At 74.9% G+C, this 15,333-nt stretch carries 13 protein-coding genes; 4 read left to right on the top strand and 9 right to left on the bottom strand.

From position 1 onward, the window contains the following. Nucleotides 1-14: 14 nt before the first annotated feature. The 6 genes from ACFZBD_RS08370 to ACFZBD_RS08345 all read right to left on the bottom strand — a co-directional run bounded on the left by ACFZBD_RS08370 (nucleotide 15) and on the right by ACFZBD_RS08345 (nucleotide 5,951). Nucleotides 15-260 carry a hypothetical protein gene (locus ACFZBD_RS08370; RefSeq protein ID WP_391137562.1) on the bottom strand — a complete coding sequence of 82 codons (246 nt, stop codon included), beginning with the start codon at nucleotides 258-260 and terminating at the stop codon, nucleotides 15-17. Between the two features lie 40 nt (nucleotides 261-300). Then, nucleotides 301-798, bottom strand: coding sequence for an NUDIX domain-containing protein (locus tag ACFZBD_RS08365; protein WP_391137560.1), 498 nt, complete (start codon nucleotides 796-798; stop codon nucleotides 301-303). Nucleotides 799-821: 23 nt separating this feature from the next. Then, on the bottom strand, nucleotides 822-1,556 hold the full coding sequence (locus ACFZBD_RS08360) for a D-Ala-D-Ala carboxypeptidase family metallohydrolase (RefSeq protein ID WP_391137557.1): 735 nt from the start codon (nucleotides 1,554-1,556) through the stop codon (nucleotides 822-824). A 167-nt stretch (nucleotides 1,557-1,723) separates the two neighbouring features. Next, nucleotides 1,724-3,076: an FAD-dependent oxidoreductase gene (locus ACFZBD_RS08355; protein WP_391137554.1), complete on the bottom strand. Its 1,353-nt coding sequence runs from the start codon at nucleotides 3,074-3,076 to the stop codon at nucleotides 1,724-1,726. Further along, complete coding sequence (locus ACFZBD_RS08350) at nucleotides 3,073-4,503, bottom strand: FAD-dependent oxidoreductase (RefSeq protein WP_391137551.1); 1,431 nt, start codon at nucleotides 4,501-4,503, stop codon at nucleotides 3,073-3,075. The genes ACFZBD_RS08355 and ACFZBD_RS08350 overlap by 4 nt, the downstream gene beginning before the upstream one ends. Beyond that, nucleotides 4,500-5,951 carry an FGGY family carbohydrate kinase gene (locus ACFZBD_RS08345; protein ID WP_391137548.1) on the bottom strand — a complete coding sequence of 484 codons (1,452 nt, stop codon included), beginning with the start codon at nucleotides 5,949-5,951 and terminating at the stop codon, nucleotides 4,500-4,502. The genes ACFZBD_RS08350 and ACFZBD_RS08345 overlap by 4 nt, the downstream gene beginning before the upstream one ends. A gap of 335 nt (nucleotides 5,952-6,286) precedes the next feature. Here ACFZBD_RS08345 and ACFZBD_RS08340 point away from each other — a divergent pair, with 335 nt between their 5' ends. Next, nucleotides 6,287-7,264 (top strand): hypothetical protein, encoded by a 978-nt coding sequence (locus tag ACFZBD_RS08340; RefSeq protein WP_391137545.1) that lies wholly within the window; start codon nucleotides 6,287-6,289, stop codon nucleotides 7,262-7,264. 142 nt (nucleotides 7,265-7,406) lie between these two features. After that, nucleotides 7,407-8,936: an amino acid permease gene (locus ACFZBD_RS08335; RefSeq protein ID WP_391137542.1), complete on the top strand. Its 1,530-nt coding sequence runs from the start codon at nucleotides 7,407-7,409 to the stop codon at nucleotides 8,934-8,936. Between the two features lie 73 nt (nucleotides 8,937-9,009). Here ACFZBD_RS08335 and ACFZBD_RS08330 read toward each other — a convergent pair whose 3' ends face one another. After that, entirely contained in the window at nucleotides 9,010-9,807 is a 798-nt protein-coding gene (locus tag ACFZBD_RS08330; RefSeq protein ID WP_391137539.1) for a GntR family transcriptional regulator, read from the bottom strand. 170 nt (nucleotides 9,808-9,977) lie between these two features. Here ACFZBD_RS08330 and ACFZBD_RS08325 point away from each other — a divergent pair, with 170 nt between their 5' ends. Beyond that, complete coding sequence (locus tag ACFZBD_RS08325) at nucleotides 9,978-11,315, top strand: DUF2252 family protein (RefSeq protein ID WP_391137527.1); 1,338 nt, start codon at nucleotides 9,978-9,980, stop codon at nucleotides 11,313-11,315. Between the two features lie 49 nt (nucleotides 11,316-11,364). Here the strand turns inward: ACFZBD_RS08325 and ACFZBD_RS08320 are convergent, their stop codons facing one another. Further along, nucleotides 11,365-12,786, bottom strand: a complete 1,422-nt coding sequence (locus tag ACFZBD_RS08320) for an FAD-dependent monooxygenase (RefSeq protein ID WP_391137524.1) — start codon at nucleotides 12,784-12,786, stop codon at nucleotides 11,365-11,367. A 42-nt stretch (nucleotides 12,787-12,828) separates the two neighbouring features. After that, complete coding sequence (locus tag ACFZBD_RS08315) at nucleotides 12,829-13,206, bottom strand: metalloregulator ArsR/SmtB family transcription factor (protein WP_391137521.1); 378 nt, start codon at nucleotides 13,204-13,206, stop codon at nucleotides 12,829-12,831. A gap of 127 nt (nucleotides 13,207-13,333) precedes the next feature. Between ACFZBD_RS08315 and ACFZBD_RS08310 the strand changes: the two genes are divergently transcribed. Then, entirely contained in the window at nucleotides 13,334-15,223 is a 1,890-nt protein-coding gene (locus ACFZBD_RS08310) for a heavy metal translocating P-type ATPase (protein WP_391137518.1), read from the top strand. Nucleotides 15,224-15,333: the final 110 nt, after the last annotated feature.

Below are 15,333 nucleotides of genomic sequence, written 5' to 3'. Positions count from 1 at the left end.
CGGCCCCGAGGGTTCTAGCCCCGGCCGCGGTCCGCCGGTGTCGGTGAGCTGCGGAGCGCGGAGACCAGGTGGAGGAGGTGGGCCTCGTTGCCCGACAGGCCCGCGGCGCGCAGGGCCGCGTCGGCCTCCGCCATGGGGTGGGTGAGCATCACCCCGGCGTACGGCGCGAGGTGCGGGTCGGTCAGGACCGCCTGGGTGGACTCCAGCAGACGGAGGTACGCCTGGGCGGCGGCGCGCTCACGGGCGGGGGTGGTGGTCATGTCGGGCTCCCTCTCGACAGGTTGGCACTCCCACCCTCTCCTACGGGTCTGACAACGGGGGTCCGCCCCGCCCGTCGAGGTGCGCGGCGAGGCGGTCCAGGAACACCCGCTGCCCCGCCACCAGCAGCGGAGCGGCCGCCGCGGGGGTGAACCAGCCGACCCGGTCGATCTCCGGGAACTCCCGCTGGACGCCCGAACCGCGCGGCCACTCCATGGTGAACGTCCCCGGCACGACCCGGGTCGGGTCCAGGTCCGCCTCGACCGCCCAGACCGTGACGGTCTTTCCGTTCCGCTGGCGCGCCTCGCCGAGCGGGACCCGCTCGCCGTACGGGGCCGGGAGGCCCAGCTCCTCCTCGAACTCGCGGTGGGCGGCGGCCTCGGGGGATTCCTCGGGGCCGTACTCGCCCTTCGGGATCGACCAGGCCGAGACGTCCTTCGACGCCCAGAAGGGCCCGCCCATATGGCCGATGAGCACCTCGACGCCACGCTCCGGCGTCCTGCGGAAGAGGAGGAGTCCAGCACTGCGCTTGTCCGGCATGCCGCCCAGTGTGGCCGAAACGGTCAGATACCGCAGCTGCTCGCCGACCAGAAGCGCGCGGACCGGGTGTCGACGTGCGCGTGGTCGCCGTGGCCCGGGTAGCCGGGGCCGAGGATGCCGTTGAAGCCGTGGTTGCGCGCCTGCTTGGCCAGGGTGCACAGGGACGGCGACCCCGTGAGGTCGATGCCGTCGCCGTACAGGTGCCGGCTGTCCGAGGCGCCGCCGACGGCCGCGTTGCAGGCCTTCGAGCGGAAACCGCTGCTCACCGAGATCGGCACGTCGCCGAGCGCGTGGCGCAGCGCCTCCAGCTTCCACATCGCGCGCAGGGCGTTCGCCCTGGCCGTGGCGGCGCTGACGGCTCCGCCGGAGAAGTCGCCGTTGCACTTGTTGAGTTCGGCGTAGGTGAAGTGGACGGGGGTGCAGTCGGCGTCCTGGAGCGCGTACAGCTTGGCGAAGGTCGCGGGGCCGGCGACGCCGTCCGCGCCGAGCCCGTACGCCTGCTGGAAGCGGGTGACGGCGGCCTTCGTCGCCGGCCCGTAGGAGCCGTCGACGCCGAGGACGGCGCCGTAGCCGGGGTAGCCCGCGACCCGGATCTGGAGCTGGGTCACGTCCGCGCCGGACATGCCGGAGGACAGTGTGCGGCCCCAGGTGTAGCACTCGTCCGCGTGCGCCGTGCCCGCGGTGGCCACTGTGCCCGCGAGCGCGGCGACCACCAGCAGGACGAGGGAGAGCAGGGATCTGATCGCGCGCCTGACCATGACACCTCCGTGTCGGAAGACGGGATTCCTGGCATGAGCATGAGGGGTACGGGGAGGGCGGTCAACGGCCCGTCGCACATGCCAGTGGACCAGGCCTCTGACGCCGGAGGCTCCCGGCACCGGCCCTCCGAGGCGCAGGGCGAAGGGCCTTGGCTGCGCAACACGCCCTAGCCCCCCACCCCCACCACCACCGGACCGCCCTCCGGGTCGACGTCCCGCGTCCACGCCGGGGACAGCCGCACGGAACGCCACGGCGCCACCGCGCCTCGCACCGCCACCCGGTGCAGGAGCCGCCCGTCCTGGACGACGCGGAACACCGGGCTCTCCAGCGACGTCTCCGCGCGCACGAGGACCGGCCGGGTGGCCGCTCCGTCGCCGGCCCGCCGGTCCGACCCGTCCGGTGTCCGATTGGGGAGCGGGCCCGCGATCCGGTGGGGGAGCACCCACCGCAGCGGCGACTCGGCCACCACCGGCACCCCTCCCGTCGACCACGGCTCGCCCGCCAGCCGCCGCAGCACCGCCTCCGCCGCCGCGCGCCCCTCCGCCGCGGCCGTGGCGGCCGACTCCACGCCCCGCAGGACGTCGCCCGCCGCGAAGACCCCCGTCGTGGCGGTACGGAAGGACCCGTCGACCGCCGGCCCCCGGGTGGCCGGGTCCAGTGGCACCCCGCCCGTCCGGGCCAGTTCGTGCTCGGGGATCCAGTCCCCGGTGAACACTGCCGTGTCGCAGCGGACCGTCCCCCGGCGCCCGTCGTCGTAGGCCACCCCCACGCCGGTGAGGCGCCCGCGCCCCAGGATCTCCGTCACCGTCGCTCCCGTGAGCAGGGGAGGAGTCGCCCCACCGGAAGCGGCGGTGAGACGCCGTCGCCCGGGGGGCCGGTCCGTCACCCTCGCGACGACGTCCAGACCGGCCTCGCGCAGGGTCCGTACCGCGTGCACGGCCACCGGCTCCGCCCCGATCACCACCGCGCGCCGTCCGAGCCGTGGCCCGCGCACACCGTGCAGCACCACGGACCGCTGCAGTTCCCCGGTCGTGAGGATCCCGGCCGGCCGGGTGCCGGGGACGAGCCGCGCGCTGCGCGGGCGCTCCCGGGCGCCCGTGGCCAGCACGACCGCCCGGGCTGCGATCCGCTCCAGACCCGTGGGCGCGGTGACCTCCAGGGCCAGCGGCCCGGCCCAGCCGGTGACCGTCACACCCGTGCGGACCACCGCTCCCGCCCGAAGTGCCAGGGCGAGCGACCGGCGCGCGAACGCCGGCCCGTCGACCGTGCGGCCCCGCTCGCCCGCGCCGAAGCCGCCGTGGTCGCAGTGGCGCGGCGCGCCGCCGGCCTCCTCGTCCCGTTCCAGGACCTCGACCCGGCCCACGCCCGCCGCCGCCAGCCGGGCGGCCGCCGCGAGCCCCGCGGGTCCCGCCCCGACGACCAGCACGTCGACCGACCGGATCGCGACCCCGTCCCTGCCCGTGGAAGGGGCCGAGTCCGCCGTCCGGCCGCCTTCCGCACCCGCGGCGGGCCGGTTCATCTCCCCGCCTCCTCGAACAGGGACCGGACCGTCGCCCCGCAGGTGAACCCCTGGCAGCGCCCGCCGCGGGCCCGGGTCCGGCGGCGCAGGCCGTCGAGGGTGACGGGCGGGATCGTCGACGCGAGCGCCTCCCGGATCTCCCCGCGGGTGACCCGCTCGCAGGGGCAGACCACCGCGCCGAAGTCCGGGGAGCGGGCGATCCGTTCGGCGTCCCGGTACGGGCGGGGGAACGCCTCGCCCAGGTTCGGCATCCGGACCGGGACGAGCGGCCGCTCCGCGCCGAGCTCCAGGCCCTCCGCCGCCAGCAGCTCCACCACATGGGCGGCGAGGGCGAGGGAGGCGGTCAGCCCGGTGGACCTGATGCCGCCGACCGTCACGTACCGGAGCCCGGCGTGCGCCGTCACCTGGAAGTCGTCGTGCTCGGTGGCGGCCCGCAGCCCCGCGTAGACGGCCGTCACCTCCTCGTTCAGCAGGGCGGGCAGGATCCGCCGCCCCTGATCCCGCAGCGACGCGAGCCCCTCGGCCGTCGAACCGGTGGCCGTCCTGTCGTCCAGGTCCTCCGCCGTCGGGCCCAGCAGCACCTTCCCGTAGACCGTCGGCGCCACCAGCACCCCCTTGCCGAGCCGCCCCGGCACGGGCAGGAGGATGTGCCGGACGAGCCCCCGGGCGAACGAGTCGAAGACGATCAGCTGGCCGCGCCGCGGTGTCACGGTGAAGTCGTGCCTGCCGAACAGCGCGTCGAACCGGTCCGCGTACAGCCCGCAGGCGTTGACGACGTACCGGGCCCGCAGCGCCCCCCGCCCGGTGACCAGCCGGTGCGGCGCCCCGGGGACGGCCGTCTCGACCCGGCAGCCGAGGTGCAGATCCACGCCGGAGCGGACCGCCTGGGTGGCGTACGCCAGGGTCGTCGTCCACGGGCAGATGATCGACTCCCCGGGCACGGCCAGCGCCGCGAGCGCACCGGGACCCAAGTGCGGTTCACGTACGGCAAGTTCGGCCGATCCGATCACGCGGGTCGTGCGGTGGCCGTTGCGGGCGGCCTTGTCGGCGAGGCGGGGGAGGGCCGCGCGTTGCTCGGCGTCCCAGGCGACGAGGAGCGCGCCGACCGGCTCGACGGGGATGCCGGCCGCGTCGGCGTAGGCGAGGAGCCGGCGCCGCCCGTCCCGTACGAGCCGTGCTTCGAGGGAGCCGGGGACGGCGTCGAAACCGGTGTGCAGGATCGCGGTGTTGGCCTTGGACGTGCCGTCGCCGACGTCACCGGACGCCTCGACGAGGGCCACCCGCAGCGAGTGGCGGGCGAGTTCGCGCGCCAGGGCGCAGCCGACGACGCCGGCGCCCACCACGGCCACGTCGTACTCCGCGCCCGGTGCCGAGGTGTCGGGCAGCGCGCCCGCACGGGTCACCGCCCCGGGTCTCCCGGCCGTCATGCGAGCCGGCTCCCGGGGGCGCCGTCGAGGAGCGAGGCCACGGCCGTACGGAACCGGCCCAGGCGCTCGCTCGCCTCCGGACCGCCGACACGCGGCTCGTACACGGCCGACGGCTTCCACTCCGGTACGGCCCCGTCGACGCCGAGCGAGGGGTCGTGGCCGAGCCGGGCGACAGCGGCCGCCCCGAGCGCGGTCGCGTCGGGCAACGCCGACACTTCCACGGGGAGTTGGAGCAGGTCCGCCTGGGTCTGCATCAGGAGCGCGGACCGGGTGAGGCCGCCGTCGACCCGCAGCGCGGTCAGCGGCGCCCCGAGGCCGGCGGCCGCCGCGCCCGCCAGCTCGACGACCTGCGCGGCGATCCCCTCGCTGAGGGCGCGGACCAGATGCCCGGCGGTCGTGTCCAGGCCGAGGCCGTGCAGCGAGCCGCGCACGTCGCCGCGCCACCACGGCGCCGCGAGGCCGGCCAGGGCCGGTACGAAGGTGACGCCGCCGGAGTCGGACACCGTCCCGCCCACGGCGTCGAGGTCCGCGGGCCCGGAGAGCACCCCGAGGTCGGTCAGCCAGCGCACGGCGGACGCCGCCGTGAAGACCTGGCCGTCCAGGCAGTAGCTCGTCCGGCCCCGCAGCCGCCAGGCCACGCAGCTGACCAGCCCGTCGTCGCCCCGGCGGGGGACCGGGCCGGTCTGCGCGAGCAGGAACGCCCCCGTGCCGTAGGTGCACTTGGCGGTGCCCGGTTCGGTGACCCGCTGGGCGAGGAGCGCCGCCTGCTGGTCGACCAGCAGGCCGGTCAGCGGCAGCGCGGGCCCGAACGCGGTCGTCGTGCCGACCGGGGTGTCCGAGTCCACGACCCGCGGGAGCCGTTCCCCGCCGAGGCCGTAGACGTCGAGGGCGGGCCGCGACCAGGACGCCGTGTCGAGATCGAGGAGCCCGGTCCTGCCCGCGGTCGCGGTGTCGGTGACGAAGGCGCCTGTGAGCCGGTGCACGAGCCACGCGTCGCTGGTGGTGACCACGCCCGCGCCGGTGAGGTGGCGGCGGATCCAGGCCATCTTGGGCGCGGCGAAATAGGGGTCGAGCGGCAACCCGGTCCACTGCCGCAACCGGTCCGCGTGCGCGGCCAGTTCGTCGCACAGGGAGGCGGCCCGGCGGTCCTGCCAGACCAGCGCGTCGGTCAGCGGTTCACCCGTGGCCGGATCCCATGCGAGGACGGTCTCGCCCTGGTTGGCCAGCCCCACGGCCGCCACCGGGGTGGCCGCCTCGGCCAGCGCCTCGCGACCGGCGGCGACGACGGACGCGTACAGCTCCCGGGGGTCGACCTCGACCAGGCCGCCCGGCAGGTGGCGCGGCCGGACGGGCGCCGAACCCGTGCCGATGACACCGCGCTCGGGGCAGACGACGAGCGCCTTGGTCCCCGAGGTGCCCTGGTCGACGGCGAGGACCGGCTCCGTCATCGTCGTGCTCCCGTCCACATCGCCCCGCCCCCGCGTACTCCGGCCTCGTGCCGCGCCCGCTGCGCCCGGCGTCCTTGATCACCGAAGCCGAAAGCCTCGTGTACCCGCCGCGACGCGTCAAGCCGCTGCCGGCGGCCTCGTCACCTTCGGCCACACCCGGGATCGTTGATCAAATCCGTTCCGTGGCCGGATAGTTACGATCAGAAGCGAAAGTGGACCGGGGTGATCCAGCGGCCTTTATAGTGATCGCCGATCAACGGCCGGGATGTCCACCGGGGGCCGACCACCCCTCCACCCCACCGAGGACCCATGTCACCCACCGCACGCCCCGCCCCGTGAGAGGCGGGCACGGCTTCCGGCCCGTCTACCACCCGGCCGGCCACGACCACGCCCTGCGCCACGCCGTCCAGGACCTGCGGACCGGCCGCTGGGTGTCCATGGCCCGATTACTCGACGAGACGTCCGGCTGGGCCGCCTGGACCCAGCGCACCCAGATCCTGGCCGCCGTCGCCGCCGGCAGCGACGTCGTCCAGGCCTGGCGCGCCGAGCAGCCGGAGAGCGCGCCCGCGACCGTGATGCACACCCGGGTCGCCGTGGAGCGCGCCGTACGCGCCCACCGCGCCGCCCACCCCCGTACCCACGAGCTGCGCCAGGAGGCGTGGATCGCCTGCCGCTCCGCCGCCGAACGCTTACCCGCCGACCCCGTGCCCTGGATCTGTCTGCTCGCCCTCGCCGTCATCGACGCGGCGCCGCACGCGGAGCAGTACCGGCAGCCCCCGCCGGCCCCCATGCTCCCGCCCGGCCCCTGGGCCCTTCTCGCCGAGGCCGAGAAGCGCGACCCGCACAACCGCGAGGCGCACCACCGCATGCTGCAGTTCTTCTACGCCCGCCGGCCGGGGACGCTCTCCGAAGCCGCCAACTACGCCCAGTGGGCGGTCTCGGGCGCCCCTCCCGGCTCGGCCCTGCACGCCCTTCCGCTCTACGTCCGGGTCGAGCGCTACCGACGCGAACGCGGCCACGAGCACGCGCTGGACCTGCACTGGGTCGCCGAGGACGCCGTCCGGGAGGCCCGCCGCGCCCTGGACGGCTGGTTCCTCTTCTGCGCCACCGCCGAGGCGTCCCTGCTCGACCTCAACCACCTGGCCCACGCCCTGCACGGAGCCCTGCGCTTCGCCGACGCCGCCCGGGTCTTCGAGGCCCTGGGCCCGTACTACACGACGCTGCCCTGGGCGTACCGCACGGCCGACCCCGACGACCGCGCGCTCGCCGAAGAGGTCTTCCTGAACGCCCGCGCCCGCTGCCTCGACCCCTGACGCCGACGCGAACCGCCCCGGACCACCGCCCCGAAGTGCCCCGGACAACCCGGACAACCGTCCCGAAGAAGCGCCCCGAACCCGCCCCGGAGAACCACCCCCACCGACGCACCCGCTCCCCCCACCCCCGGAGGTACCGGCCATGTCCCGCACCGTCCCCGTCGACGACATCCACGGCCCCGTCCAGGGCCAGGACGACGAGGCCAGGCTCAGAGAGCTCGGCTACCAGCCGGTCCTCGCCCGCCGCATGGGCGGTTTCGGCAACTTCGCCATCAGCTTCTCCGTCATCTCCATCCTCTCCGGATGCATGACCCTCTACGGCTTCGGCCTGGGCACCGGCGGCCCCGCCGTCATGATGTGGGGCTGGGCGGGCGTCGGTCTCTTCGTGCTCTGCGTCGGCATGGCCCTGGCCGAGGTCACCAGCGCCTATCCGACCTCCGGCGCGCTCTACTACATGGCCGACCGGCTCGGCGGCCGCCGCTGGGGCTGGTACACCGGCTGGCTGAACCTGCTCGGCCTGCTCGGCGCCATCGCCGGCATCGACTACGGCGCCGCGCTCTTCACCGGGGCCTTCCTCAACCTCCAATGGGGCATCGCGCCCACGGCCGGATCCACCTTCCTGATCTTCCTCGCCATCCTGCTCCTGCACGCCGTCCTCAACCTCTTCGGCGTCCGCCTGGTCAGCGTGCTCAACTCCATCAGCGTCTGGTGGCACCTCGCCGGAGTCGCCGCCATCGTCGGCGCCCTCGCCCTCGTCCCCGACCGGCACCAGTCCGCCGAGTTCGTCTTCACCGAGTTCGTCAACGACACCGGCTGGGCCAACCCGTTCTACGTCGCCGCCGTCGGCCTGCTCCTCGCCCAGTACACCTTCTCCGGGTACGACGCCTCCGCCCACCTCTCCGAGGAGACCTCCAACGCCTCGGTCAGCGCGGCCAAGGGCATCGTGCGCGCCATCTGGGTCTCCTGGATCGCCGGCTTCGCCCTGCTCGCCGGGCTCACCTTCGCCATCCAGGACTACGCGGGCACGCAGAACAGCGCCACCGGAGTCCCGCCCGCGCAGATCCTGCTCGACGCGCTCGGCTCCGGCGGCGCCACCGCCCTGCTGCTCGTGGTCATCGCCGCCCAGCTCTTCTGCGGCAACGCCGAGGTGGCCGCCGCCAGCCGGATGGTGTTCGCCTTCAGCCGCGACAACGCCCTGCCCGGCTCGGCCCTCTGGCGCAAGGTCAGCAGCCGCACCCAGACCCCGGTTCCGGCCGTCTGGCTCTCGGTCGCCGTCGCCGCCGTCCTGGCCGTGCCCTCGCTCTACTCCGCCACCGCCTACGGAGCGGTGACCGCCATCAACGTCATCGGCATCACCCCCGCCTACGCCATCCCGATCTACCTCCGCCTCCGGGCGGGCGACCGCTTCACCCCGGGGCCCTGGAACCTCGGCCGCTGGAGCCGGCCGATCGGGTGGACGGCCGTGGTCTGGGTGGCCGTGGTCACCGTCCTGTTCTGCCTGCCGCAGAGGTCGCCGGTGACCGTCGACTCCATGAACTACGCCGTCATCGCCCTGGCCGTGGTCCTCGTCCTCGCCACCCTCTGGTGGTACGTCGCCCGCCGGTCCTACGGGACCCCCTCGGCGTACGGCACCGCCCGCGAGGAGGCGGAGATCGCCGAGGGGATCGTCTAGGTCGTCGCGAGCGGGCAGGCGGGCAGGCGTCGCGGGCAGGAGGCCCGCGGCCACGGCCGGTGCCCCGTCGGGCTCAGGCGCTGAACTCGTACGTCCAGGCGGCGCTCTGGGCAGCGAAGTCGATGTCCGTGATCTCCAGCGCATGGCCGTGCTGGTCGCTCACCACCCGGTGGACGACCAGCCGCGCCGCGCCCCCACCGACGCCCTGGCCGGAACCGGCACCGGGACCGGGGCCCGCGCCGATGCCCGTCCCGGGCCCCGGGGGCACGCCGATCGACTCCCGTCGGGTCAGCCGCAGCCCCGCCTGGTGCATCCAGTGGTAGAGCAGCCGCAGGTCCGGCTGCTTGGCCGCGTCCTTGCCCCGCCGGTAGCGGGAGAGTTGGGGGATCTCGGTGAGCGCCTGCCGGGAGAACCACGACACGGAGCGTTGCAGGGGCGTCCCGGCGGGGCTCATCACCACGTGCCGATGGACGAGCGTGGGCTCTCCCGGCACGAGCGAGAGGCGGCCGGCCAGCGCCGCCGGGGGCGCCTCCCAGGCGAGGGCGGCCCGGACGAGCGCGTCGGCCGCCTCCGTACCGCCGGGGAAGGACTGCCGGCGGACCGTCAGCCCCGGGACGTGCGTCTGTTCGCCCCCGCCGCCGACGGCGAAGGTGCCGCGCCGGTCGGTCACCACCCGTCCTTCCTCGCGCAGCAGGTGGAGCGCGCTGCGCACGGTCTGGCGGTTGACGTGGTAGCGGTGGGCGAGCGAGCGCTCGGACGGCAGCCGGCTGCCGGATGCGATGCGTCGGTCGACGAGGTCGTCCCGCAGGGCGGCGGCGACCCGGAGGTAGAGCGGAACCGCCGCCACCTGCTCGGGATCGGGCTCAGCCATGTTCAGACCCTTCCTTGCATAGCGTGATCGTGTGGGCCGTGTGAGTGATCATTCCTATCATTGGTCTAAACCATTAAGGAAGGGGGTCCCGGTGAGAGTGGCCGAAAGGAGCGAGTGCGCTTGTAATGAGTCCAACCGGTAGCGGCGCTGGAAGAGGCGGGTGAGGCCGGATGCTGACACCGTACGAGCGAGCCGAAACGGGCCGGGCGGCCCGCAAGCGCGTCCCCCGGTCCTCGCACGGCCGCTGGATACCCTCCTCTCAGCGCCCCGATCCGCTGGCCGTCCTGCAGCGCCAGTCCGTCGACCGTGTGGCCGAACTCGTGCCCCTCCGGTACGGACGCATGGCCGCGACGCCCTTCGCCTTCCTGCGGGGCGCCGCCGGTGTGATGGCCGCCGACCTGGCCGCCCAGCCCCACACCGGCCTCACCGTCCAGCTCTGCGGGGACGCCCATCTGCTCAACTTCGGTGTGTACGCCTCACCCGAACGGGCCCTTCTCTTCGATGTGAACGACTTCGACGAAACGCTGCCCGGCCCCTTCGAGTGGGACGTCAAGCGGCTCGCCGCCAGCGTCGCCGTCGCCGCCCTGCAGAACGGCGCCACCCGGGCCAAGGCCGCCCGCGCCGCGCTCGTCGCCACCGCCGCGTACCGCACCTCCCTGCGCCGCCTCGCCGGGCTCGGCGAGCTCGCCGTCTGGTACGAGAGGATCGACGCCGACGCGCTGGTGCCGCTGGTCCGGCGCGGCCGCACCCGCTTCGAGAGCGGCCTCGCCCGCGCCCGCCACCGCACCAGCCTCCAGGCCCTCGCCCGGCTCACCGAGCGGGACGAGAACGGCAGGCGGCGCTTCGTCGACGCCCCGCCGCTCCTGCATCGCGCCCCCGACCTCGACCGGGTCGGCCTCGGCAAGGTCTTCAGCGACTACCGCAGCTCGCTCTCCGAGGAGCGACGGGTGCTCCTCGACCGCTACCGCTTCGTCGACGCGGCCCGCAAGGTCGTCGGCGTCGGCAGCGTGGGCACCCGCTGTTTCGTCCTCCTCCTCGAAGGGCGGGACGAGGACGACCCGCTGGTCCTCCAGGTGAAGGAGGCCCGCCGCTCGCTCCTGGAGGAGTACCTGACGCCGAGTACGTACGCCCATCAGGGCCGTCGGGTCGTCGCGGGCCAGCGGCTCACCCAGGCGGCGAGCGACATCTTCCTCGGCTGGATGACCGGCCCCGAGCAACGCCACTTCTACTGGCGCCAGTTGCGCGACACGAAGGGCTCCGCGGAGGTCGAGTCCATGTCCCCGTCCCTGCTGCGGGAGTACGCCGCCCTCTGCGGCCGCGCCCTGGCCCGCGCCCACGCCCGCTCCGGCGACCGGGTCGCCATCGCCGCGTACCTCGGCGGCTCCGACGTCTTCGACCGCGCGATCGCCGACTTCGCCCTCCGCTACGCCGCCCAGAACGCCGACGACCACGCCCGCCTGAGCGCGGCGATCGCGGCCGGGGTCGTGACGGCCGCGCCGGACGCCTGACGGCATCGGGGGCGGGCGGGTCGCCCCGCCCGCCCCCCCCGTGATCCCGCTACTCCTCGCGCTGCATCGGCGGCTCGGACGGTGTCCACGGGACCGGACCGAAGAGGACGGACCGTGCGACGGCCGGGGCGAACAGCGCCGTCATCGGGGCGGTCAGCGAGAGGACGGAGCGGAACGCCGCCCCGATCACCGGGTCTCCGCCGTACCGCTGCTGCAGCCGTCCCAGATACCACCCGACCGGCTTGTCCACCGCGCGGGTGCCCACCGCGCTGCCGGTCGCGCCCGGCATCTTCTTGTCCGAGCCGGCCGAGATGTCCCACGCCTGCCGGGAGGCGTCGAGGAGGGCCCGCTGCACCACCCGGGTGCTCGCCGTACGCCGGCGATCGCCGAGCGCGCGGCCCAGCGCGACCGCGCTCATCGCGGCGACCGCCATGCCCTGGCCGTAGATCGGGTTGAAGGTGCAGAGCGCGTCGCCGGTGGCGAGGAAGCCGGCCGGCCGGCGGCCCGGGCGGTCGTACCGGCGGCGGACGTTGGCGGTCCTGCGGAAGCCGTGGACCGGCGACTCGGGCGTGGCGCGCGTCAGCCACTCGGCGATCACCGGGTGCGGCAGCCGATGCGCGTACGCCTCGAACCCGGCCTCGTCCGTGGGCGGTTCGTCGCCGCGCAGGCCGGACAGCGTCACCAGGTGGCGACCGCCGCCGAGGGGGACCACGACCCCGCCGTACACCTGCTGGGGGTTGGGGACGACGAAGTACCCGAGGGCGTCCGTCTTGTCGTTCTCCGGGGCGGAGTAGACACGGGTGGCGTAGGCGAGGCCGGTGTCGATGGTCTCCTCGTGCGGGGCCTCCGCCCCGATCGCGGCGAGCCAGTCGGCCGCGCGGGTGCCCCGGCCCGAGGCGTCGACCACGAGGTCGGCCTCCAGCCGGCGGGGCTCCTCGCGGCGGGCCGTGCCGGACCCGGGCGAGGACGGCGCCGCGCCCGCGACGCGGTCCCGCAGCAACACGCCCCGGACACGCGCCGTGTCGCCGATCAGGCCGACCGCCTCGGCGCCCTGGACGGTCTCGATCCTGGGGTCGGCCAGGACCCGCCGGCGCACCAGCCATTCGAGCTGGGAGCGCGCGCCGGTGTAAATGGCGATCGTGGCCGGGATCCGGCGGAACCACTGACCGTTCTGCCACTGCACCAGGTCCTGCGGCATGCCCACCCTCGGCGCGCCCAGCTCCGCGAGCTCGTCCATGAACCCGGGCAGCAGCTCGTCCAGCGCCCGCTGGCCCCCTTCGAGCAGCACGTGCGTGTGCCGGCTCTGCGGGACGCCGGGCCGGGCGTCCGGCCCTTCCGGGAAGCGGTCGCGCTCGACGACCGTGACCTTCTCCGCGTGCTCGCTCAGCACCCGCGCGGCCAGCAGGCCCGCGACGCTTCCCCCGATGACCACCGCGTGACGCGTCCCGCGGTGCCCCAAGTCGTCGGCCATCCCCGCCCTTTCCCCTGGTGGGTGGTCCACCCCGTGGTGGGCCTACGACCGCCCAGTATCCACGTTCGCGTGCGGTGCGTCGCGGGTGCCGAGGCGCAGGTGCTCGATGTGGTAGACGGCCTCGTCGAGGAGTTGGGCCACGTGGTTGTCGTAGAGGCTGTACTCGATCCGGCGGCCCTGGCGGACGCCGGTGACCAGGCCGAGGGCGCGCAGCAGCCGCAGCTGGTGCGAGACGGCGGACTGCTCCATGTCGACGGCATCGGCCAGCTCGGTGACGCCGCACGGGCCCTGGCGGAGCTTGGTGAGGATCATCAGCCGGGAGGGCGTGGCGAGGGCCTGGAGGGTGGCGGCGATGGTGGCCGCGGAGTCCGCGTCCAGGTGGGTCGCGGGGGTGGTCCCGCCGTGCGCTCCGTGTCCCATGGGCTCATCGTAGCGGCGCTCATATGTAGATAGATGAAGACCTCTTCATGTGTTCGGGTATGGTGGTCCGGCGTCCCGCCCTTGCCCGTTCACTGCCCGTCCCCGGTCTCCGAAGAGGTGGACTCCCATGGCTTCCCCGGTGCTCGACAGCGCGGCCACCCCGGCCGCGGCGGCCCCGCCGCCCGCCCGCCGCACCCGTCTGTCCGAGCTGCCCGAGGTCCGCTGGGCGGCGCTCTCCGCCCTCGCCTTCCTCTGCGCGCTGCCGCTGGACCTGGCCGGAGCCCCCGCCTGGGCCTGGGGGCCGCTCTACGCCGTCTGCTACACCGCCGGAGGATGGGAACCGGGCTTGGCCGGGCTCCGGGCGCTGCGCGAGAGGTCCCTCGACGTCGACCTGCTCATGGTCGTCGCCGCCCTCGGCGCCGCGGCCATCGGCCAGTACCTCGACGGCGGTCTGCTGATCGTCATCTTCGCCTGCTCCGGCGCCCTGGAGGCGCTCGCCACCCGCCGCACCGCCGACTCCGTCCGCGGGCTGCTCGACCTCGCCCCCGAGAAGGCGGTCCGCCTCCGCGGCAGCACCGAGGAGGCGGTGGACGTGGCCGCGCTGAGGGTCGGCGACACCGTGCTCGTACGGCCGGGGGAGCGGCTGCCCGCCGACGGAACCGTGCTCCACGGCGCGAGCGACGTCGACCAGGCCACCATCACGGGCGAGTCGCTGCCCGCCTCCAAGGCCCCGGGAGACGAGGTCTTCGCCGGCACCCTCAACGGCACGGGCGCGCTCCGCGTCCGCGTGGACAAGGACGCGGGGGAGTCGGTGATCGCCCGGATCGTCGCCCTGGTGGAGGAGGCCAGTGCCACCAAGGCGCCCACCCAGCTCTTCATCGAGAAGATCGAACAGCGCTACTCCGTGGGCGTCGTCGTCGCCACCCTCGCGCTCTTCACCGTCCCGCTCCTGTTCGGCGCCGACCTCACCACCACCCTGCTGCGCGCGATGACCTTCATGATCGTGGCCTCGCCCTGCGCGGTCGTCCTCGCCACCATGCCGCCGCTGCTCTCCGCCATCGCCACCGCCGGACGCCACGGGGTCCTCGTCAAGTCCGCCGTGGTGATGGAACGCCTCGGCGCCGTCGACCGGGTCGCGCTCGACAAGACGGGCACGCTCACCGAAGGGGCCCCGCGCCTGGTCGAGGTGCGGGGCGAGGAGAGCGCGCTCGCGCTCGCCGCCGCGGCCGAACGGTCCAGCGAACACCCCCTGGCCCGCGCGATCGTGGCCGCGGCACGCGAACGCGGACTGCGGATCCCCGCCGCGAGCGACTTCTCCTCCGTACCCGGCGAGGGCGTGCGGGCGACCGTCCAGGGCCGTGACGTGCGGGTGCGCCGGGCCGACGGCTCCCACGCCGACACGGCGGTCGAGGTCGTCGTCGACGGGGCTCCGGTCGCGGTCCTCGTCCTCGCCGACCGGCTCCGCGACGGCGCGCCGGAGGCGGTCGCCGCGCTGACCCGGCTCACCGGCACCGCCCCCACCCTGCTGACCGGCGACAACGCCGGCGCCGCCGCCCGGATCGCCGCACCGGCCGGCCTCACGGACATCCGCTCCGGGCTGCTGCCGCAGGACAAGGTGGCGGCGGTACGGGAGTGGGAGCGGGCCGGCGCCAAGGTCCTCGTGGTCGGGGACGGCGTCAACGACGCCCCGGCCCTGGCCGCCGCCCACACCGGTGTCGCGATGGGCCGGGCCGGCTCGGACCTGGCCCTGGAGACCGCCGACGCCGTCGTCGTACGCGACGAACTCTCCACCGTCCCCGCCGTCATGGCCCTCTCGCGCCGCGCCCGGCGGCTGGTCGTCCAGAACCTGGTGATCGCCGGCACCTGCATCGGCGCGCTGGTGGTCTGGGACCTCGCCGGCCACCTGCCGCTGCCGCTCGGCGTGGCCGGCCACGAGGGCTCCACGGTCCTGGTCGGGCTCAACGGACTGCGGCTGCTGCGCGACGCGGCCTGGCGGAAGGCGATGGCGGGGGAGTAGGGCTGCCGCGGTGTCGCGGTGCCGACGTGTCGCGGTGCCGCTGTACCGCTGTACCGCCGTACCGCCGCACCGCTGTGGCCGATGTGCCCCGCCGGTGGGGCCGCGGGCTT

Source organism: Streptomyces sp. NPDC008121 (assembly GCF_042957155.1).
Taxonomy (GTDB): Bacteria; Actinomycetota; Actinomycetes; order Streptomycetales; family Streptomycetaceae; genus Streptomyces.
This window is presented reverse-complemented; position numbering and strand designations above follow the sequence as displayed.